The sequence below is a fragment of the Pseudobacter ginsenosidimutans genome (assembly GCF_007970185.1).
Taxonomy (GTDB): domain Bacteria; phylum Bacteroidota; class Bacteroidia; order Chitinophagales; family Chitinophagaceae; genus Pseudobacter; species Pseudobacter ginsenosidimutans.
Genome location: NZ_CP042431.1, coordinates 198,024 through 217,084, shown reverse-complemented (window position 1 = coordinate 217,084; position 19,061 = coordinate 198,024). Strand labels below are relative to the sequence as shown.

Annotated in this window: 18 protein-coding genes; 14 read left to right on the top strand and 4 right to left on the bottom strand. The window is 39.5% G+C overall.

The genetic code is table 11. The features are described from left to right. Positions 1-168 precede the first annotated feature (168 nt). The 9 genes from FSB84_RS00885 (at position 169) to FSB84_RS00845 (ending at position 12,453) form a co-directional block, all read left to right on the top strand. Positions 169-744 (top strand): RNA polymerase sigma factor, encoded by a 576-nt coding sequence (locus FSB84_RS00885; RefSeq protein WP_130543449.1) that lies wholly within the window; start codon positions 169-171, stop codon positions 742-744. A gap of 57 nt (positions 745-801) precedes the next feature. Further along, positions 802-1,146: a hypothetical protein gene (locus tag FSB84_RS00880; RefSeq protein ID WP_130543450.1), complete on the top strand. Its 345-nt coding sequence runs from the start codon at positions 802-804 to the stop codon at positions 1,144-1,146. Continuing rightward, positions 1,143-1,667: a hypothetical protein gene (locus FSB84_RS00875; RefSeq protein ID WP_130543451.1), complete on the top strand. Its 525-nt coding sequence runs from the start codon at positions 1,143-1,145 to the stop codon at positions 1,665-1,667. Before FSB84_RS00880 ends, FSB84_RS00875 begins: the two co-directional genes overlap by 4 nt. Positions 1,668-1,742: 75 nt before the next feature. Next, positions 1,743-2,507: an arylamine N-acetyltransferase family protein gene (locus tag FSB84_RS00870; protein WP_130543452.1), complete on the top strand. Its 765-nt coding sequence runs from the start codon at positions 1,743-1,745 to the stop codon at positions 2,505-2,507. A 530-nt stretch (positions 2,508-3,037) separates the two neighbouring features. Beyond that, positions 3,038-3,646 (top strand): RNA polymerase sigma factor, encoded by a 609-nt coding sequence (locus FSB84_RS00865; protein WP_130543453.1) that lies wholly within the window; start codon positions 3,038-3,040, stop codon positions 3,644-3,646. 150 nt (positions 3,647-3,796) lie between these two features. Beyond that, positions 3,797-4,990, top strand: a complete 1,194-nt coding sequence (locus FSB84_RS00860) for a FecR family protein (protein ID WP_130543454.1) — start codon at positions 3,797-3,799, stop codon at positions 4,988-4,990. A 927-nt stretch (positions 4,991-5,917) separates the two neighbouring features. Next, positions 5,918-9,388 carry a SusC/RagA family TonB-linked outer membrane protein gene (locus FSB84_RS00855; RefSeq protein ID WP_130543455.1) on the top strand — a complete coding sequence of 1,157 codons (3,471 nt, stop codon included), beginning with the start codon at positions 5,918-5,920 and terminating at the stop codon, positions 9,386-9,388. A gap of 35 nt (positions 9,389-9,423) precedes the next feature. Then, positions 9,424-10,788, top strand: coding sequence for a RagB/SusD family nutrient uptake outer membrane protein (locus tag FSB84_RS00850; protein ID WP_130543456.1), 1,365 nt, complete (start codon positions 9,424-9,426; stop codon positions 10,786-10,788). A 171-nt stretch (positions 10,789-10,959) separates the two neighbouring features. Beyond that, on the top strand, positions 10,960-12,453 hold the full coding sequence (locus tag FSB84_RS00845; protein ID WP_158643735.1) for a TlpA family protein disulfide reductase: 1,494 nt from the start codon (positions 10,960-10,962) through the stop codon (positions 12,451-12,453). A gap of 32 nt (positions 12,454-12,485) precedes the next feature. Here FSB84_RS00845 and FSB84_RS00840 read toward each other — a convergent pair whose 3' ends face one another. The 4 genes from FSB84_RS00840 to FSB84_RS00825 all read right to left on the bottom strand — a co-directional run bounded on the left by FSB84_RS00840 (position 12,486) and on the right by FSB84_RS00825 (position 15,030). Continuing rightward, the gene (locus FSB84_RS00840) at positions 12,486-12,926 is read right to left on the bottom strand and encodes a hypothetical protein (protein ID WP_130543458.1); all 441 of its coding nucleotides are present in this window, start codon (positions 12,924-12,926) and stop codon (positions 12,486-12,488) included. Between the two features lie 267 nt (positions 12,927-13,193). Beyond that, the gene (locus FSB84_RS00835; RefSeq protein WP_130543459.1) at positions 13,194-13,652 is read right to left on the bottom strand and encodes a MauE/DoxX family redox-associated membrane protein; all 459 of its coding nucleotides are present in this window, start codon (positions 13,650-13,652) and stop codon (positions 13,194-13,196) included. Between the two features lie 67 nt (positions 13,653-13,719). After that, entirely contained in the window at positions 13,720-14,130 is a 411-nt protein-coding gene (locus tag FSB84_RS00830; RefSeq protein ID WP_130543460.1) for a hypothetical protein, read from the bottom strand. 495 nt (positions 14,131-14,625) lie between these two features. Continuing rightward, positions 14,626-15,030, bottom strand: a complete 405-nt coding sequence (locus FSB84_RS00825) for a hypothetical protein (RefSeq protein ID WP_130543461.1) — start codon at positions 15,028-15,030, stop codon at positions 14,626-14,628. A gap of 614 nt (positions 15,031-15,644) precedes the next feature. Between FSB84_RS00825 and FSB84_RS00820 the strand changes: the two genes are divergently transcribed. From FSB84_RS00820 to FSB84_RS00800, 5 genes are all read left to right on the top strand, one after another. Further along, positions 15,645-16,493, top strand: coding sequence for an RteC domain-containing protein (locus tag FSB84_RS00820; protein WP_130543462.1), 849 nt, complete (start codon positions 15,645-15,647; stop codon positions 16,491-16,493). 349 nt (positions 16,494-16,842) lie between these two features. After that, positions 16,843-17,613 (top strand): hypothetical protein, encoded by a 771-nt coding sequence (locus tag FSB84_RS00815; protein ID WP_130543463.1) that lies wholly within the window; start codon positions 16,843-16,845, stop codon positions 17,611-17,613. 63 nt (positions 17,614-17,676) lie between these two features. Continuing rightward, a complete protein-coding gene (locus tag FSB84_RS00810; RefSeq protein WP_130543464.1) occupies positions 17,677-17,889 on the top strand; it encodes a hypothetical protein in 213 nt (70 codons plus the stop codon). 1 nt (position 17,890) lies between these two features. Then, positions 17,891-18,403 (top strand): hypothetical protein, encoded by a 513-nt coding sequence (locus FSB84_RS00805; RefSeq protein WP_130543465.1) that lies wholly within the window; start codon positions 17,891-17,893, stop codon positions 18,401-18,403. A gap of 10 nt (positions 18,404-18,413) precedes the next feature. After that, positions 18,414-19,055: a glycoside hydrolase family 19 protein gene (locus FSB84_RS00800; protein WP_130543466.1), complete on the top strand. Its 642-nt coding sequence runs from the start codon at positions 18,414-18,416 to the stop codon at positions 19,053-19,055. Positions 19,056-19,061 lie beyond the last annotated feature (6 nt).

Sequence of the window (19,061 nt, the reverse complement as noted above, 5' to 3'; positions counted from 1 at the left end):
CTCTTAGTACATTTTTTTTATTTTATTTTACAATTAGAAGCGAATGCCCTGAAACTGACAGCGAAAACCCTTTATTTATGGATAAAATTTATTGTGTGGCCGATACGTGGTGTGCGGAATCAGAAGGTTTTCGTAAGTTGTAGCCTTAAATTCTAAACGGCCGTTTGCTTGACAGAACAGGATCTGATACAACAACTCCGCAGTGGAGATGAGCTTTCGTTTAAAAAGTTGGTGGAAGACTGCCAGGATATGGTTTACAACACGGCCCTCAGCATTGTGCACGATACTTCCGATTCGGAAGACGTGGCGCAGGAAGTGTTCATCCAGGTGTACCGCTCCATCGACCAGTTCAAGGGCGACAGCCGTCTCAGCACCTGGATCTACCGGATCACGGTAACGAAGAGTCTTGACCTGATCCGGAGCCGGAAACGGAAGAAACGGTTCGCGTTCATCACCAGCCTGTTTGGCCCGGACAATGAAGTGCTCCATGACCCCGTGAATTTCCACCATCCCGGCGTGGTGCTGGACCAGAAGGAGCAGGCCGCCATCCTGTTCAGGCTGATAGACCAGCTGCCGGAAAACCAGAAAACAGCCTTTATTTTATTGAAATCCGAGGAGTTGAGCTACCAGGAAATAGCCCAGGTGATGAATCTGAGCGTTTCGGCGGTGGAATCCCTGCTGTTCAGGGCCCGCCAGAACCTCCGTAAACTGCTGGAGTCGCAGCCCGGTCAGAACAGGAAATAGTCGCATGTTTTCTATAATAATAACGTCAAACTACATAGTTTTGAAAAACACATCAGTATGTCACCTGAGATGAACAATAAAGAACAAGAAGAGATCCTGGACAGCCTCCGGGGAATGAAGCGTGCCGTGGCGCCGGAGTTCTTTTATTCCAGGCTCCGGGCCAGGATGGAACAGGAGCTGGAAACAGCTTCCATCGGTAAATTCGGAAGGCTCCTGACCAGGCCGGCCCTTTCATTGGGCCTGGCAGCCATCGTTTTGCTGCTGAATATCACCACGATCATGAAAATGGTGCAGAGCCCGGCCAGTTCTCAGGCAACAGACCAGTCCGCTCCCATGGTAGTGGCGGATTACTCATCCATAAACACCTACGCGGTGTATGACGAAACCCCGAACGAACCATGAAGAAATTCCCGCAACAGAAATGGCTTCTCTGGCTTGTAGTAATATTGCTTGGTACCAACATTCTCACCCTTAGCTTTTACTGGTTGAAAGAAAGGCCCGCGAAGGCGGCCGTATCCTCTTCCGCTGCTGACAAGGAAAAGAAGATGGGGCAGTTCATGGTGAATGAGCTGAAGCTGAGCCCCGAGCAGGAAACCGTTTACTGGAAACTGCGGGATACTCTCATTGCACAACAAAAGCCCGTGCTGGATTCTATCCGGGCTTCCAAGAAAAGGTTCTTTGACCTGATGAAGATCACGCAGGAACCTCAATATGATTCCCTTCTTTCAGTGCGCGGCCAGGATGTTACTGTCCTGCAGCGCCAGCTGGACCTCATCACTATCCATCACTTCGAGAAGGTGCGCGCCCTTTGTACAGAAGAGCAACTGGTGAAATTCGATACTGTGATTGCGGAGATCGTGAACCGGATGACCTGGGGCAAGAAGCCACCACAGCCTAAAGCAGACTCTCTCCAGGCGAAATAGCATATCCTCTTTTTGTTGGCAGGAAGCCGAAATTTGTCTACTTCGTATGCAATAAAAACTTCCTACATTCCGGGCATGGATATTAAAGCCTACCATGAAAGAATCGGGTACACCGGCGGATCCGAGCCAACACTGGAAACTTTGATCGCCCTGCAGAAAGCACATCTGCTGACAGTACCGTTCGAAAACCTCGATATTCACCGGAACATTCCTATCTACATCGATCCCGGGGCGCAGTTCGACAAAGTGGTGCGCAAAAGGAGAGGCGGTTTCTGTTACGAGCTCAACAGCCTGTTCTACCAATTGCTGCATGCCATGAAATTCGAGACCATCATGGTATCTGCGCGAACCTATAATTATGAGCGCGGCAATTTTGAACCCGAGTATGATCATATGAGCATACTGGTTTACGTTCACCATATTTTGTACCTGGTGGATGTGGGCTATGGTGATTTTGCCATGCGGCCATTGGAGCTGGACTTCCAGATGGACCAGGATGATGAGCGCAATATCTACCGGATGCGCACACATGACATGAATGATCTGCTGGTAAGCAGGATAGAGAATCATACTGCCAAACCGCTGTATGTTTTCACGCATACTCCCTGCAGGTTGCGTGAGTTCGAGGAGATGTGCAAGTATCATCAAATCAGCCCCGGATCGAGGTTTACAAGGAAGCGGCTGGTAACGATGCCTACGGAGAATGGCAGAAAAACATTAAGCGGCAATACTTTTACGGTAACATATGGCAAGGGTGATTTTGAAGTGGAGATAGAAACGGAGGAGGAAGTGAAGGAGTTGTTGAAAAGGGAATTCGGGATCGATCTTCAATATTCCTGATATAACGGTGATGCGCATGTGAGAAGAGGATAATACACAGCGAAATGCAGTTTTTGTGCATAAACCATGTGATTAATTATTTTTTTGTTGTATATGATAATTGCATAAATTGTATCAAGAATCAGTAAAAGAATATTTTTTTCTGATCTTATACCTACCGAATTCACTCTATTCAATTGAACGTCGCCTTGCGGTCTAAAAGGATTTAGCACTTGTCTGGCATAATTTTTTTATACTTATTGCAGTTAGCTACAGGATGATGAACAGGACCGTGGAGGAAAAGTACGTTATTTCCTTTGTGTCGACTTTTGTTTACATCTGGTAATCTGTGCCAGAACGTAAATTTCGTTTTGAAAATATGCGGCCATTTCTTCCGTCACATAATTGCACAATTGTGACATTGTTTTCTTATTTTGTTGCGCTATATCAAATGCGCCAAAATTGAATGAAAAACACCTTTTACAATCTTATCCTCTGTGAGCCGCATCAGACCATAATCTATATTTCCGATTTTCAAAAGGCTCTATAAGATGATCATTGGTGGTTACTACAAAGATGAACTTGAATTCATTCATGCATTTCATTTGAAGGAAGAAAGGTCTTTCAATCTTTTATTTGATGAGTTTTATAGTGAGATCGTTTACTTCTCCTATAAGCTCACGAATAATGAAGCAGTGGCTGAAGAGATTGTTGCTGATTCCTTCATGAAAGTGTTCAATCGCTCTACTGCATTCCCGAGTATTGCGAATATCAAATCCTTCCTTTATATAACGAGCAGGAATGCCTGCTTTGATTATCTCTCACGCGAGAAGACCAGGAGCAGGAACAACTATGAATTCCTCTATTTCATGGAAGAGGAAGACGGCTCCCCGCTTGACTTTGAGCGGATGAACGCAGAACTGATAGCTACACTTCACAAGGAAATAAAAAAGCTTCCACCACTTTCACAAAAGGTAATTACGTTAAGAGTTTTTGAGCAGCTTGAACCGAATAAGGTTGCTGAGGTGCTCGGAATTTCTTATCAGACTGTGAAAAATCAGACCTGGATCGCAACTAACAGATTGAAGAATTCTTTACCGCTGTTGAAGAAGCACGTTGCTGAATTTGTACTAGCGATCGTTAGTTCTGTTTTATTTTGATGCGTGATCATTCATTAAAAATTATACATACCACTATCGTGGTATTTTTTTTTCGAAATACTTTTGTTTTGTAGAGTACCATCTTTTTTTCTTGCCGTTATTAATACATAACGTGAAGAGAGTTGGTGAAGCCCAATAAATGAGTTTGACATGATGGAGAAAAACGTTGAAGAACGAGTAAAGGAATTGATTGTTTTGAAGATAACAAATAAGTTGTCCGAAGAACAGAGCAAGGAGTTGGATGAGTTGAGAAAAATTCCTGGTGTGAATTTGTTCATTGAAAAAATGACGAAAGAATATCTCGTAGAGGAGATCAAAGTCATCAAGAAATTAGATGAGCGCAAATCCCTCGTATGGGATAGTATGCGGCCAGGTATTGAATTCAGAAAGAAAGTGCTTACACTCTGGCAAAGGGTTGCGATTGCCGCTTCTTTTGTGATTGTTGTTTCAGGTGGTGTTTACCTCTATTTTAATATGACCAGGAACAATGATCCGGTGGTGGCAGGGAAAAAACAAGATCTTTTACAACAGGATATTTTACCTCCCGAAGGAACTGCTATTTTAACACTTGCTGATGGCAGGAAGGTGGCGCTCGATGGCAAGCAGAATCCGGCACTCGCCAATCAGGGTGGCAGTTCCATCAGTAATGAGTCCGACGGACTTGTATACAAACAGGGTGAGGCTGCAAAGGAAGTACTGAATACAGTGACCACTCCACGTGGTGTGATGTTCTCAGTAACGATGGCGGATGGGACAAGAGCCTGGCTGAACACAGCGAGCTCTATCAGGTATCCTGCAGCATTCACGGGAAGCGAACGTCGTGTAACCATTACCGGTGAAGTATACTTCGATGTTGCGAAGGATGCCAAACGACCTTTCATTGTAATGGCTGATAATTCCGAGATCCGCGTTTTAGGCACTCAGTTCAATGTGAATGCCTATTCAAACGAACCTTCAGTAAGGACCACATTGGTCACAGGTAAGGTGGAAGTAGGAATGCCGGCGATCAACGATAAAGCAGTATTGAAACCTGGTCAGCAGGCCAGGGCACAGAGAGGTGATGCTGCACTAGCTCTTATAAAAAATGCAGATCTTGAAGAGGTGACCGGCTGGAGGAACGACAAATTCGTTTTCCAGGGAGAGGGCGCCAGTATACAGGACATCATGAAGCAGCTCCAGCGGTATTATGATATCGATGTCGAGTACCAGGGCAAGATTCCTGATGATCATTTTGTAGCTATCATGCCCCGGTCACTGCCGATCAGCCGGATCCTGCAGGTATTGCAGAAGACCGAGCGGATCAAGTTCCGGATCGATGATAGAAAAGTTATCGTAATGCCATGAAGTTCTTTTACGAAGTAGCGTTACTTCGTATATACAAGATAGTTATTCCCAATTTTACGGCAGGGTATGTCCATATTCTGCCATTCGATTAAGCTCTTTAAAAGATTTTTTTTGGATTTTCTCATGTGATTTTTAGTGTTTTGAAAGAACAAACTCTGACCTGACTGAAAAAACTGAAGAGTCCAATTTCCATTAGCACAATTTCTCTTGTCAAGATGTTGAAGCTTCGTTTCCTGAGAACTGCCCTCTGCGAAGCAGAACGTTTTTCAAGCGGTGTGGAGGAGGGGAGTTCACGAATACCCCTCCAGATCCCACCGGACAACCAACCCTGTAGTAAAGATTTAATATATACGGTTTAAGGTATCTGATGATCGAATTTCTGAAGTGTGGTTTTGAATAGTGTATCCTGGTTGAAATTTTTTTTAATCTGTTTTGTAGTATTGTAGACCCTGAAGTTTTAGTGATGCTATTGAAGCGTCCTGTGCCACTATGAAACGAGATGAGACCGCTTTATCCTATGTTTTCGGAAAGCGGTTTTTTATTTGAGTGATTGATATTCTCTCCATCTATATGAAGCGCAATCATTACCATTAAACCTCCTTAAGATTGCCTTGTCTCAGAAAGTTACCGCTGTGAACTGTTATACAGTGATCAGCATTCCAGTAATCAGTAAAAACCTAAAGCAACTAACATATAGTCTTAGAGCATTGCGTTTTCATACGCATGCTCACAATGACTTGCCGGGTGCTTCCAGCCTGCTGGGATCTTCAGAAGCCAAATAGATCCCGATAGGCTGGAAGCCCTGGTGTAAGTGATGATTTTTAAACCTTAGAGCTATGCAGTTCCATCAACGCAACCCTTATCTTGTTTTCCTTACTGCCCCACATTACATAAACCCTGTAATGAATCATCACTAACTACTGCAACATGAAACACTATGCTACACTGCTATTACTGATTGCTACGACATTTTTGCATACACATGCAAATGCATTTGCCCAGGGAATAACTATAAAAGTAAAAGATGAATCACTTGAAAATGTTTTCAAGCTGATTCAGAAACAATCAAGCTATTCCTTTGTGTATTCCGGCGATCAGTTAAAGGGTGCCAGCAAGGTTAGTTTGAGTGTTGTGAATGAATCTATCCGAACTGTATTGGATATGATTATGAAGGAACAGCCTTTTAAGTACGAGATATCAGAAGCGTTCGTGATAATAAAGAAGAAGCAATCTGCGCAGCAGATTGCTTTTGATGCTGATACTACGGCAGGGAATCCGATTGATCTCATTGGTAAAGTCGTTGATCAGGATGGAAAACCTGTTGCAGGCGCGACAGTAACTGTTCGAGCTACCGGCGCTTCCACAGCTACAGGTGTGGATGGAAGTTTCTTAATTAAGGCGGAAGAAAGAGGGGTGCTGATGATAACAAATGTGGGATATGAAACGAAGCTAATAAGAATTACTGGGGGAAATCTAATGGTGAAGTTGAATGTTGCTGCGCAGCAGATGAAAGAAGTCGTTGTTTCAACTGGATATAATAAAGTAAGCAATGAGCGCTTTGTAGGTGCATATTCCCAATTAGATAGCGTAAGCTTTCATAGACGCGCTGGAATGGCTATTTTGGATAGGCTTGATGGAACTGTTACTGGGGTTTTTTTCAATAAGAAAGATGAGAATGGAACTTCCATTCAAATCAGAGGCATTAGCACATTATACAGCAATGCAAAGCCACTAATAATTTTAGATAATTTCCCATATCCATACGATCTCTCAACTGTAAACCCCAATGACGTTGAAAATATCGTCGTATTGAAAGATGCTGCGGCAACTTCAATATGGGGATCTAGAGCAGGAAATGGAGTTATTGTTATAACGACAAAAAAGGCAAAATTTAATCAACCCATTAGAGTTTCTTTTCAATCAAATATTTCAATTCAGGAGAAGCCTAATTTATTTAAATACCCAACAATTACAAGTTCTGACTTTATTGATGTTGAGAAGTTCTTATTTTCAAAAGGTTTTTATTCAACAACCCTAGAAAATACAGACACATGGCCAGTAGTAACTCCTGTAGTTGAAATATTAGACAAAATTAAGAAAGGATTGATAGACGAAAAGGAAGGTACAGAAATGATTGATGCAATGCGCAAAAATGATGTAAGGAACGATCTTAATGATTATGTGTACAAGAAAAGAATATCTCATCAGCAATATGTGAACCTTACTGGGGGAAGCAATTTTGTAAATTATTCTCTTTCGCTTGGATTTAATGGGAGTGGCCCAGTAATTCAAAATACAAACGGCGATAAGCAGTATACTATTAATTCTAATGTAGCCTTGAAACTAATAAAGAATTTGGAAATTTTGGCAGGGATCAGTCTTAGTCAATCACAAAGTAGACAAACAGGGATTCCTCAGTTTCGCTCTTATCCCTATGCACAACTTGTAGATGGTAGTGGAAATTCTGCGATCATTGCCAAGGATTTTAGGGCTACTTACGTTGATACAGCTGGTGGAGGGCAACTTTTAGATTGGAAATTTAGGCCTTTGGATGAAATCAAATTGGCAGATTCAAGAAATATGGATCGTCTAATTAATCTAAATCTTGGACTCACATATAGGATTAATAGCTGGCTTAGCACCCAGTTTTTAGCTCAATATTCTGTAAATAGTAGCGACGCTAGGACTTTGTACAATAAGAACTCCTATTTTGTAAGAGATCTAATAAATAGGTATACAAATTTAGATTACTCTGATCCTCAAATGAGATATCCAATTCCTAGAGGAGGAATATTGGATTATGGAAATAGCAAAGCAACATCATATAACTTTCGAGGACAAATTAGCATAAATAAAACTATAGGAATTAACCATTTAATAACCGGCTTAATAGCCTCTGATATTTCTGAAACAAATGCCTCTGCAAGCAGCAATAGACTTTATGGATACAATGATCAGGTTGGGGCCTATGATTCCTATATTGACTATAGAGGGCAATTTAAGCAGTATGGCACTTCATCCTTCGCTCAAGTTCCTCAGAGAGGAGCTTTTGTAGAGAATAGTATTAATAGATTTGTTTCACTAACAACCAATTTGGCTTATACTTTCAAGGATCGATATACTGTATATGGAAGTGCCAGGAGGGACGGCGCGAATATTTTCGGCATAACTTCGAACAAAAAATGGAAACCTTTATGGTCTGCCGGCGGGTCATGGCAAATTAACAAAGAATCTTTTTTTTCAGTTAACTGGGTGTCTAATCTTAAGCTAAGATTTTCTTACGGTTATTCCGGAAATGTGAATAATTCTGCTACAGGATATTCTACCATGGCTTACAATATCGACCCTGCTCAGTTTACAGGTTTACTATATGGTGATGTCGGAAGCCCTCCAAATCCAGATTTGAGATGGGAAGAGGTTCGTGTGCGAAACATTGGGATTGACTTTTCGCTATTCAAAAATCGATTTGAGGGAAGCGTTGATTTTTTTAATAAAGAATCGAAGGATTTAATTTCTGCGATTGATTTACCTTCTTCTTCGGGTGTTTTGTCGTATTTCGTTAATTCAGCCAGCTTGAAGGGAAATGGGATTGAAATCAATCTTAAAGCAACACTCCTGAAAAGGAATATTTCCTGGGTCACTCAGTTTGGATTGAGCCATGCTAGGATGAAAGTAACTAAAATATTTTTGCCTCGGTTATATAGGGCTGCAGATTTCATTTCTTTTGGAATTAACCCATCTGTTGGGAAATTGGCTTATGGTTTATCTAGCTACAGTTGGGGAGGACTTGATGCTTTAACCGGTGACCCGCAAGGATATTTAGATGGGAAAGTAAGCAAGAACTACATTGATATTTTCAATGATAGCGTAGGGAATCAAGTTTTTCATGGATCTTCAATTCCATTATATTCTGGCTTTATAAACAATACTTTTAGTTGGAAAGGCCTGACTGCTTCTTTTAATATTTCGTATAAGTTAAACTTTTATTATAGAAAACCTGCTTTGAATTACGGGCTACTATTTTCTGCATGGGACGGTATAAGTGATTATTCAAAGAGATGGCAAAAGCCAGGCGACGAAAAAGTAACAAATGTACCTTCGATGATTTACCCTATTTCATCTGATCTTCAAGGGCGTGACGACTTCTACCAGTTCTCAGAAATAAATGTCTTAAGGGGGGATAATGTTAGACTTGAGGATTTCAGGATTCAGTATACCCTTAATGTTGACCAAATAAAGATATTGAAGCAGATGAGTTGTTTTGTCTATGTGAATAATCTCAATATTATCCTTTGGAAAAAAGACAAATCTGGGAATGACCCTGATTTTACTGGAGGAATTAAATACATTATTCCTACGCCAAAAACATTTACAATAGGAGTTAATGTAGGGCTCTAGAAAGTAATATTTTACTAATAGAAAATTGGAATTTTATGTCTCTTAAGATAAAGATTGTGTTATTAATTTGTGGACTAACTCTAATAGGGAGTTCATCATGTAAGAAATATCTGGACAAGAAGTCGCAAATGGGATTTTATGTTCCTGAAACACCACAAGATTTGCAGGCGTTATTAGATAATAATAATGTAATGAATTTTCAATCAGGGACTGCGTTGATAGAATTGGTTTCTGATAATTATTTTGTCAAACCTAGTGATTGGCAAGCCGCTGAAATATTTGATAGGGATAATTATATATGGTCAGAAACTGCTGAGGATTTTGATACTTGGAGATTTCCATATTTGTCACCAATATATTATTCAAATGTAGTTTTGGACGCATTAGGAAGAGTAAAAAAAGTCGGTAATGAATATAATGATGTTGAAGGAAGCGCGCTTTTTTTCAGATCATTCTCCTTTTTCCAATTGTCGCAATTGTATTGTAAGAATTTTAGTCCTTCAGCAGATGCGGACAATGGAATTGTACTCCGTTTGAATGCAGATGTTGAAAGTAAATTGGCCCGATCTTCAGTTAAGGAGACTTATTCTAAAATAATTGAGGATGCAAAAAAGGCAATTGAGTTGTTGCCCAAAGATGTTGTTACCGCATTTAGACCAAATAAGGCATCAGCTATGGCACTCTTAGCGAGAGTTTATCTTAGTATGCTTGATTATTCAAATGCACTTAAATATGCAGATTTAGCGCTAAAAGAGAAGAATGAATTACTTGATTTTAATAATTTGATGTCAGCAGGTGAGATTATTCCAGCATTTGCAGAAAATCCAGAAATTATTTTTTTTAGTTCACTAAGAAATAAAGGACTTACAGGGCGTAATGTTGCTAAAATTGACACAAGCCTCATAAAAAGTTATTTGCCTAATGACTTACGCTTAAATATCTATTTCAGGCCTAATTCAGAACCTGATGAAGGTACCTATCGATTTAAAGGTAGTTTTTATAATATAAGTAATGGTTCAGTTTTTAATGGATTAACAACTAGTGAAATGTATTTGATAAAGGCTGAGTGCCTTGCGAGGGGTGGAGATGTTACACAAGCAATGGCCGAACTAAATAAATTGTTAAGAAAACGTTTTGAATCTAGCTCATTTGAAGATTTGGATGCGTCTTCCCCTGAAGCTGCGCTTACTATAATACTTTCTGAACGGAGAAAAGAATTAGTATTTAGAGGCCAGCGTTGGACAGATATTCGAAGGCTGAATCTTGAAGGACATGGGATTGAGTTAAAAAGGATTATTGACGGTGTAACATATACTTTGTTACCTAATGACACTCGAACTGTATTATTGATTCCCAAGGAAGAAATAATAAAATCAGGAATTGAACAAAATATTAGATGAGCTTCTAATTATCTGATATCTAACAGATTGCCATGATATGATTGCCAAATGCATAGCCATTCCAATAGCAATAACTTCTTTTAAGTCTTAATGGAAATAAATCGGGTGGAATATCAAAATTTTAGAATTGATTATTTCAGACATTATCCAATTCTGCAAATATTGAAATTCATGAATAAAGAGTTACAAAAAAGTATTTATTTGATCTTGTTCCTTTTGATTTCATCGATACTCTTAGGGCAGGGGAATAGAGTTCAGTATAATGCAACAGAGCTCTTGAGAATTTACGATTCTCTCTTTTTGGCGAATGATTGGAGAAATGAATATAAGGCCCAGCTTGACGAACAATTAGGTATCGGGTGGAAAGAAAAAATGTTGAAGGTTGGAGACAATATCCCCAATGTGTTAATAGGCGAACTAATGGATTCAATAGGCAGCGTAAGATTGTTCGATTTGAAAGAAAAGGAAACAGAATTGATAATATTGGACTTTTGGAATACGAATTGTTTTTCCTGTATTGCCTCATTTCCTAAGATGGAATCTCTCCAAGCAAAATTTGGAAATAAGGTTAAGGTTCTTTTAGTCAATCCGTGGCAATCAAAAGAGGAAATCAGAAAATTTTTTCCGAAAGGTGCGGTCCTTCCAAAATTGCCTATTATAATAAACTCAACAAATTTGCTTGCCTATTTCCCTATTCAAACAATTCCTTATCATGTTTGGATTGGCAAGAACGGGGCAGTACATGTACTCGGAAGTGCATACAATACTTATGAGGAGAAAGTAAGTAAATACTTACGAGGAGGTGATGTATCATATATAGCAAATGAAAGTACTTTGCCAAGGTTTGAGCCTACCTTGCCTTATTTTAAGGTGCTAAAAGTTATTCCTTCTTTTTATAGATATAATTCGTTTCTTTCTCCATTCAATCCCAATTATGCGACTCAGCAACCCGGTGCAGTATTCGATTTAGTCGATTCTGTAAATGGGATACGGAGAAACACATTAATTAATCAGTCGTATTTGAATTTGCTAAAGATGGCTTGGAAAAATGAAATAAGAGAAAATGAAGATAAAATAATTATTTCACCCTTGCCGGGAGAATTAGTATTGAAAGTACGAGACACTACAAAATACACTGATTATTACGTTAATACTCTAAAGAAGACCGATAGTCAATATGCCAGGGGCCGATTTTGTTACGAGCAGATAGCTCCTATGTCTTACACTCAAGATCAGCTAATTGATTCCATGCGGAAAGAACTAGAGGCTTTTGGGACGCAGTTTTTGGGTGCCGAAATATCCTTTAAAGAAGATAGTGTGCTTGGCTTTGTTATGACTCACTCAAACATGGCTAAAGTCAAATCTAAATCTCTACAAAATGATGAATTAAAGTTAGAAGACTTTATGAGGAACAATGTAAAGATGCGAAGGTATATCAATGTTTCAATTTCTGATATCGTATCTGATAATTTTGGTTCTAAACTCAAAGATGATTTGAAAGGTAGTTACTTTATCAATGATTCCAATCTAGATAGAATAAGTTTCATAGAACTGCCTGTCGGGTTCGGGCTAAACGAGTTGGAAAATGGACTAAGAAAGAATGGGTTCACAATTACGAAAAAGAAGTTCAATCTTTTCAGATTGTACATAATAGAAAATCAATGAGGAACAATAGCTCCTCATTGATTTTGGACAAATTACTGATTAGGATTTGTGTCATTCACGTCTCTGATATATACTCTCAGCACATCTGTTGCTCCAGTTAATGGATCAATATCCAAACCTGAAGTAAATGTATGGTTTGTGTTGTAATAGTTCCAAACTGCAGTCAGAGCCTGAGTTAAAGTATACTTTGAATCATCAAAGCAAATTGCACAAAGGAAATTCGTAGGATCGCAAATTGTGCTGATAGTGCTGGGGGTATGAGCGGATACAGCCCAAAATCCTTCATTCTTAACAACGAGTTCAGTAATCTGATCCGCTGAACCGAAAGTGATATTGTCTTTGTCTGTAATTACATAAGTATAACATTTCAGGGCAAAGGCTTTTGAGTTATATGACTCAACTGCGAATGAAGAAACTGTTATTCCTCCTGCAACCAGCAGTAAAGATGCCAAAACGATTTTCAAACTTTTCATAATCTTAGGTTTATTAATGATTAATTAGCACCCGGTCTTTCAGGCTCCGGATTTTTCCTATTTGTTGGCCAATAAATGAGTTTATATCTTAAATATTTTTTTTCAGATTATTGAAAGAAGAGTGACTTTTATGCGAGTTAATAATGTGAGTGAATGATTAAAGTGCTTATGTTCTTTCCAGAAGTAGATCTGATAATATCTCCACATGAAAAGGCCTCTTGTTAAAAAAATGAGGAAACATAGGCTGAAACTTTATCTGATAAAAGCTTATGTCTTTCTTATTTTCTGTTGTTGGATTGTAGAAAGGAGAACAACTCCTGAACCAGCTAGGAAAGTAAAGAAAAGGTTAAAGTAAAAATGTTCTTTCCATGAGAAGGTGCTAATAATCCCTCCACATGAACAAGTCTGTTGTTGAAAAAAATGCGGAACAACATAGACGTAAACTGTAAACGCTAGCATTAAGAAGAAGGAACTGTATAATCCAATAAGCCTTGAACGCGGGATTATTAATAAGATGGCAATTGCTATTTCGATGCTTGGAATGAACCAAGCTAGGAAATTTTCATATCCCGATGTCGCGGGTGATAAGCGAAGTTGCTTAACAAAAGTTGGATATATTGCCAGCTTATTGTATGCGGCGTATATGAAAAGGGCTGCTAAAAGCATAAATGATATGTTTACAACTAGCTTCTTTAGCAAGTGTGCTGAGAATTTTATCTTTTTCATGAGCATTTTGCATTTATTATTTTCTATTCAAGAGCGGCAATAGTAAATAGTTCATTTTTGCTTAGGTTTATTGATTATCAATGTCCCGAAGCCAGGTAAGAACGGTTTTGTCGGAGGGATCAACATCTGATCCGTGTGGTAAATAGCCATAGGTAACATAAAACGTCCAAGTAATCGTCAATGCTTGTGACATACTGAGTTGAGTATCGTCAAAGCAAATTGCACATAAGAAATGCGAGGGGTTACACTCTACCTGAGGATTAGATGAAGTAATTGCCCAATTTCCTGGATTATTAATAGCGCTTAAAGTTATCTGATCGATGCTCGCATAATCTAAATTATCAAACCTTGAATTTACATAGTCAAAGCATTTTAATCCAAATGCATGCTTTTTGTATGATTTTGAATTTAAAGCAAAAGCATAGGTCGTGCTGGCGACAAATAAAAGCGAAATCAATATTGTTGCTAGGCTTTTCATTTTTTATCTTGATTTAATCGCCGTATTTGCAATTAGATCAACAAATATTTTCTCGTGACCTTTTTTGTACTGAATCAATTACATAAAGTCGTTTGATGATGCAGAAAAATGTTGTGACTATTAACTGCATGCTTTAGATGGGCTATAATTAGCTAAACAGATTGATAAAATAGAATTATGGCTGATACTAATCTTCCTTTATTAATTAATGGAAGCAGCCGTAATCGACATCAGAAGCAGAAAATGCTTATGCAGATAGCAGGACTGCTTTTGTTTTTATCCTAATCAAAAATAGTAGTGATTCCACATTGTTTGTTACGAATTCGGGATAAAGACTTTTGAGTTGTGGACTGTTTCGATTCATTTGGTAAGATGGATAAATCATTATTTATTTTTGATTCGTTATTATTGAAGTGGTTGTCAAATTCAAGGTTTAAGAGTTTAGCCACACGCACGAGTTGTCTTATTTTTAGTGTTAATCTTATGGATATTTAGCTATGGAATTAAATGGGTGTCTGTGATGTATATCTTTAAAGTGCTAGCGGTAGGATCTATATCTATACCATGTTGCCATCCATTTATTAATACATTTGACCATACTGCATTTAAGGCTTGCGTTAATGTGTATTTTGTATCATCATAACAGATTGCACAAACATATTGAACTGGGTCACATACTGAAGTAGGATCACCAGCTAATGTCCAATTTAGCCCACTCTTAAAAAGATTTTCAGTAATGGAGTCTGTATGTCCTTGTACAATGTTGCTATTGGCATGAACATACCAGTGACATTTTAGAGCGAACGTTTTTTTATCAAAATTGGTAGATTTAGTAGCAAAAACAAAAATTGAAATAAGCGTTAGAAATATTGATATCGTTATAACTAGGATGTTTTTCATTGGAGGTTGTTGTTTGAATCGAGAAAATATAGTTAATGCAATTTTCGTGGAGGAAAGAAGAGACAGTTTTTTCTTTGTTTAAACAGGTTAAACATTTAAGTAAATAATCAATAACGGGCTTAGATTATCGGCGAACTTTTGTTGCTGGTTTTTAATTACTTTTTGTTGTTCGGAATGGCCTAATTGAAATTGCGAGTAAAGGTTTCAATATGTTGTCAAAGCTCCGAAGTCGAATTCTAAGTAATTTATGAAATAGGGATTTTTACTTTCGACTATATACAATCGAACTCTTTTAAGTATGTTCCAGGGCCATGTCTGGCTTACAACAAACTCTTTTGTTAAGTGATTATATATTGATCAAGTTCTTTAGAAGAATTATAATTTAGGTACTTAAGAACTCAAAGCGGAGGATCCTTCTTTCCGGAATGTAAAATTCACTATCCAATACAAAAAGTAAACCACATAGCAAGGGGAAAAAAAACGGGAAATCGCGTTTTTTTTCCCCTTGTCTTTTCATGCAATTGGGCTAACATGCGAGATCAAATTTTGATCCAGCGGTATCAGACCGGAATCTTATGGTAAGGCTCCATTTTTAACCATTTAAAGTACTCACTATGCAAGCTTTACTCAGCTTATCTGAAGAATTGTATGCTTCATTGATCAATCAAATCGAACTCCTGAAAAGTCAACCCCTTCCTGAACTGAAGAAATGCGAAAGGATAATTCAGCTTGTACATGATTCCTTACGATCCTTACGCCAGCTATTTCAAAGCACAAGAAAAATCACCAAACAGGATGAAATTCATTTCTTTAAAGTAATCAAACCCCGCTTTCTGAGCGAGTTAATATTGCATATAAAGATCTTTAGATTGCATAGTCGCTGGCCATTAGGAAGCAAAAAGGTTCAGCTTGCATACCTGGAACAGGAACTGGAGCAGATTTATCAGTTCTTTCAGCACAATGATGATTTCTGCTGCTATTACAGATCAGAAAGCACCATCAGGGACCACGAGTATTTTTTAAGAGACCAGCAGTTTACTGATCATTCTATCGATCTGTTATTTGCTGTAAATGATCCGGCATTCAATACCTTGTATGATACTCAAGCTGCGATATTCCTTGCCAATACTGCTTACATACCTTACCTGGAAAAGCAGATCGAGCTGCTTCAAACGCCCACAAGAGAAACCTGTGAAAGCAGCCAGACAGAACAACTACTGCAATGGACTGGCAGCAAAGCCGCCCTGGTCGAGTTCATGTATGGCTTCCATTACATGCGTGTATTCAACGGCGGTCATGTTGACCTTAAAACCATCGCTACAGTCTTCGGGAAAATATTCAATATCGATATCAGCAGTTATCCCGACATCTTCCAGCATATCAAAATGAGAAAAATGGAACCTACCAAATCAGTGGATGCTATGAGGATTTGCCTTCTCCAAAATCTCTCCGGTTCAGAATAATTCTGAAAAATCTTATACTACTAGTATTTACATATGACAATGGAATGTTGTGATTGGTCCAGCTTTGCATTCACAACATTCCATTATGATTATACAATTCCTCCAAAGATCGTTAAGGCTTACCGTTAGCCTGCGTATAGAAAAGGTGAAGGGGCCAGCACTCCCTGATACCCTCCGCATAGCACCGGCAGCACACTTTCAGCAGTATTTCCCCCATCCGGCAGCAATTAACCATACATTCCTGATGCTTCCAGACAATTCATTCTTTTCGTTATCAAACAGATATATCTCAACTCTTCTCTCAAATGTTGAACCGGTCAACAATTCTATCACTCTAAAAACTATTTTTATGGCTAAACAAAAAAGCCCGCAAAAAATGCAGGGCACTGTAGGTGGCTTGACCTACTACAAAACAAAACGCGGCCATCTGGTGCGCGAATCCGGTGGCGTTGACAAAGCCAGGATCAGTAAGGATCCGGCGTATAAACGTACACGTGAAAATATGTCTGAATTCGCCGAAGCCGGAGCTGTTGGGAAGCTGATCCGTCAGGCATTCAGGTCATTGCTCGTTTCCATGTCCGATGGGCAGGTGACCAGCCGGCTGGTAAGCGCTTTATTCAGCATTATCAAAACCGACCTCATAAACGATAGAGGCGCCAGGCGTGTAGCCGCAGGTGATCTGTCGCTCCTGGAAGGTTTTGAATTCAACGTAAATGCTGTATTAGCCAACACGTTATACAGTAGCTATGCTGCCACTATCGATAGGGCCACTGGCCAGCTCGGCATTGAGTTCCCGCCATTTGTTCCGGAGAAGCTGATCTCTGCACATGCAAGCGCCACGCATTTCAAGATCATCTCTGCCGCTGCAGCTATCGATTTTGTGAATACCAAATTCGAAGTGAAGGAAGTCAGCACAGGCGAGATTGCCCTGGGTGAAACTCCTACGGAAGCCATTAGCCTGCAGAACACGCTGCCGGCCAATAGCGAACATCCATTGCTGTTACTCCTGGGTATCGAGTTCTACCAGGAAACAAACGGTAAGATGTACCTACTGAAGGATAAATCCTTCAACGCCTTTTCGCTCATCAAAGTTGATGTGCCGGCGCCATTCAATCCCTGATTGATCCAGTTGCCATAGGTTAAGTGCTCTGGTTAGTAGCTTTTCATCAACAAATACAAAACCATGTGGGAGAAAATAAACAAGGTTTCGGTTCAGATCACGGTAGCAATGATCTGTATCATTAGCCTGAACGCCATCGGCTTCCTGCTCTTCTTTAAAGAATTGCCGGTACATAATAAAGAGATCGCAACCTATTATATCGGCCAGTTGCAGGGAGCCATAGTAGCCGGCATTTTCGGTTGGTTATATACAACTACAAAAACAAAATCATCCTGACATGAAAAAATACCTTCTAATAATTATCGGTGCCTTTTTCCTTTCCTGCTGCTCATCTCAGAAAATGAGCCAGAGTAGTGAAACTCAAAATTCTCAACTGGATTATCAGCAAAATGATAGTACAGGAATATCCCTTCTCGATAGTGTGGCTGTGAAGAAAATTGATTTCTCTGCTTTCACTTTTAACGACTTTAGTTTTCATCGGATCATAGAGGAGGAGATCGATGCCGGTGAAGCAGTCTTCGTCAAAAGACGGATCGTTGAAGCTGGTACGGATAAAAGTAAAATGATGAATGAAGCAAATGTTCAGACAACTATTCAAGAGTCAGCTTCACTGGCAGTAAATAGTAGCAATATTCGTGCGAGTGCTGATGCTGAGTCCGTTTCCTCTCACGCAGTATTCAAGCAAAGAAAAGGATTACAATGGTACATCGTTAGCCTGGCTGCGATTGCGTTGGGAGTATTGGCTCTTTGGAAAAGAGGACGGATAGCAAATGTTTTTTTCAAAAGATAAACTTCTAATTATGACTACTCCACTAATAACAGTTGAACAACTACAAAATATTTGCAGCCAGATTCCGGAAGAAACTGCCATAAAGGTTACGGATGCAATCAACAAGGTTTGTCCTTTATACGGAATGAATACTGATATCCTGCATGAATTCCTGGCTAACGTTATTCATGAATCGGCAGAGTTCACCAGATATGAGGAAAACCTGAACTATTCAGCAGCCCGGGTCATGGAAGTATGGCCTTCGAGATTTAAGACATTGGCAGATGCAGAGCAATACGCAAGAAAACCGGAAAAGCTGGCTTGCAAAGTGTACAACGGGAGGCTGGGAAATTTTCACCCGATGGATGGTTGGGATTTCCGGGGAGCTGGCCCTATTCAGATCACTGGCCGGGAGAATTTCACAAGGTTCGCATTTTGGATGGGCCTGGAGTTCCAGATCTTCAAAGCAGCGCAAGAATGGGCCCGGATACTTCGTACAGATCATGAGTTTGGAATGCACTCCGCCTGCTGGGTCTTTTCCGTTTATATGGATCTGAATGATGAAGCTGAGGAAGATGAAATGAGAACAATCATTAAGAGGATCAATGGCGGATATACAGGAGAAAGCGAGCGCAACAAGTATTACCGCCTATGCAAACAAATACTCAAATAATAGAGC

Coding starts and splice junctions, on each gene's coding strand:
- FSB84_RS00880 (WP_130543450.1), top strand. CDS start 802: ATGTCACCTGAGATGAACAATAAAGAACAAGAAGAGATCCTGGACAGC.
- FSB84_RS00875 (WP_130543451.1), top strand. CDS start 1,143: ATGAAGAAATTCCCGCAACAGAAATGGCTTCTCTGGCTTGTAGTAATA.
- FSB84_RS00870 (WP_130543452.1), top strand. CDS start 1,743: ATGGATATTAAAGCCTACCATGAAAGAATCGGGTACACCGGCGGATCC.
- FSB84_RS00865 (WP_130543453.1), top strand. CDS start 3,038: ATGATCATTGGTGGTTACTACAAAGATGAACTTGAATTCATTCATGCA.
- FSB84_RS00860 (WP_130543454.1), top strand. CDS start 3,797: ATGATGGAGAAAAACGTTGAAGAACGAGTAAAGGAATTGATTGTTTTG.
- FSB84_RS00855 (WP_130543455.1), top strand. CDS start 5,918: ATGAAACACTATGCTACACTGCTATTACTGATTGCTACGACATTTTTG.
- FSB84_RS00850 (WP_130543456.1), top strand. CDS start 9,424: ATGTCTCTTAAGATAAAGATTGTGTTATTAATTTGTGGACTAACTCTA.
- FSB84_RS00845 (WP_158643735.1), top strand. CDS start 10,960: ATGAATAAAGAGTTACAAAAAAGTATTTATTTGATCTTGTTCCTTTTG.
- FSB84_RS00840 (WP_130543458.1), bottom strand. CDS start 12,926: ATGAAAAGTTTGAAAATCGTTTTGGCATCTTTACTGCTGGTTGCAGGA.
- FSB84_RS00835 (WP_130543459.1), bottom strand. CDS start 13,652: ATGAAAAAGATAAAATTCTCAGCACACTTGCTAAAGAAGCTAGTTGTA.
- FSB84_RS00830 (WP_130543460.1), bottom strand. CDS start 14,130: ATGAAAAGCCTAGCAACAATATTGATTTCGCTTTTATTTGTCGCCAGC.
- FSB84_RS00825 (WP_130543461.1), bottom strand. CDS start 15,030: ATGAAAAACATCCTAGTTATAACGATATCAATATTTCTAACGCTTATT.
- FSB84_RS00820 (WP_130543462.1), top strand. CDS start 15,645: ATGCAAGCTTTACTCAGCTTATCTGAAGAATTGTATGCTTCATTGATC.
- FSB84_RS00815 (WP_130543463.1), top strand. CDS start 16,843: ATGGCTAAACAAAAAAGCCCGCAAAAAATGCAGGGCACTGTAGGTGGC.
- FSB84_RS00810 (WP_130543464.1), top strand. CDS start 17,677: ATGTGGGAGAAAATAAACAAGGTTTCGGTTCAGATCACGGTAGCAATG.
- FSB84_RS00805 (WP_130543465.1), top strand. CDS start 17,891: ATGAAAAAATACCTTCTAATAATTATCGGTGCCTTTTTCCTTTCCTGC.
- FSB84_RS00800 (WP_130543466.1), top strand. CDS start 18,414: ATGACTACTCCACTAATAACAGTTGAACAACTACAAAATATTTGCAGC.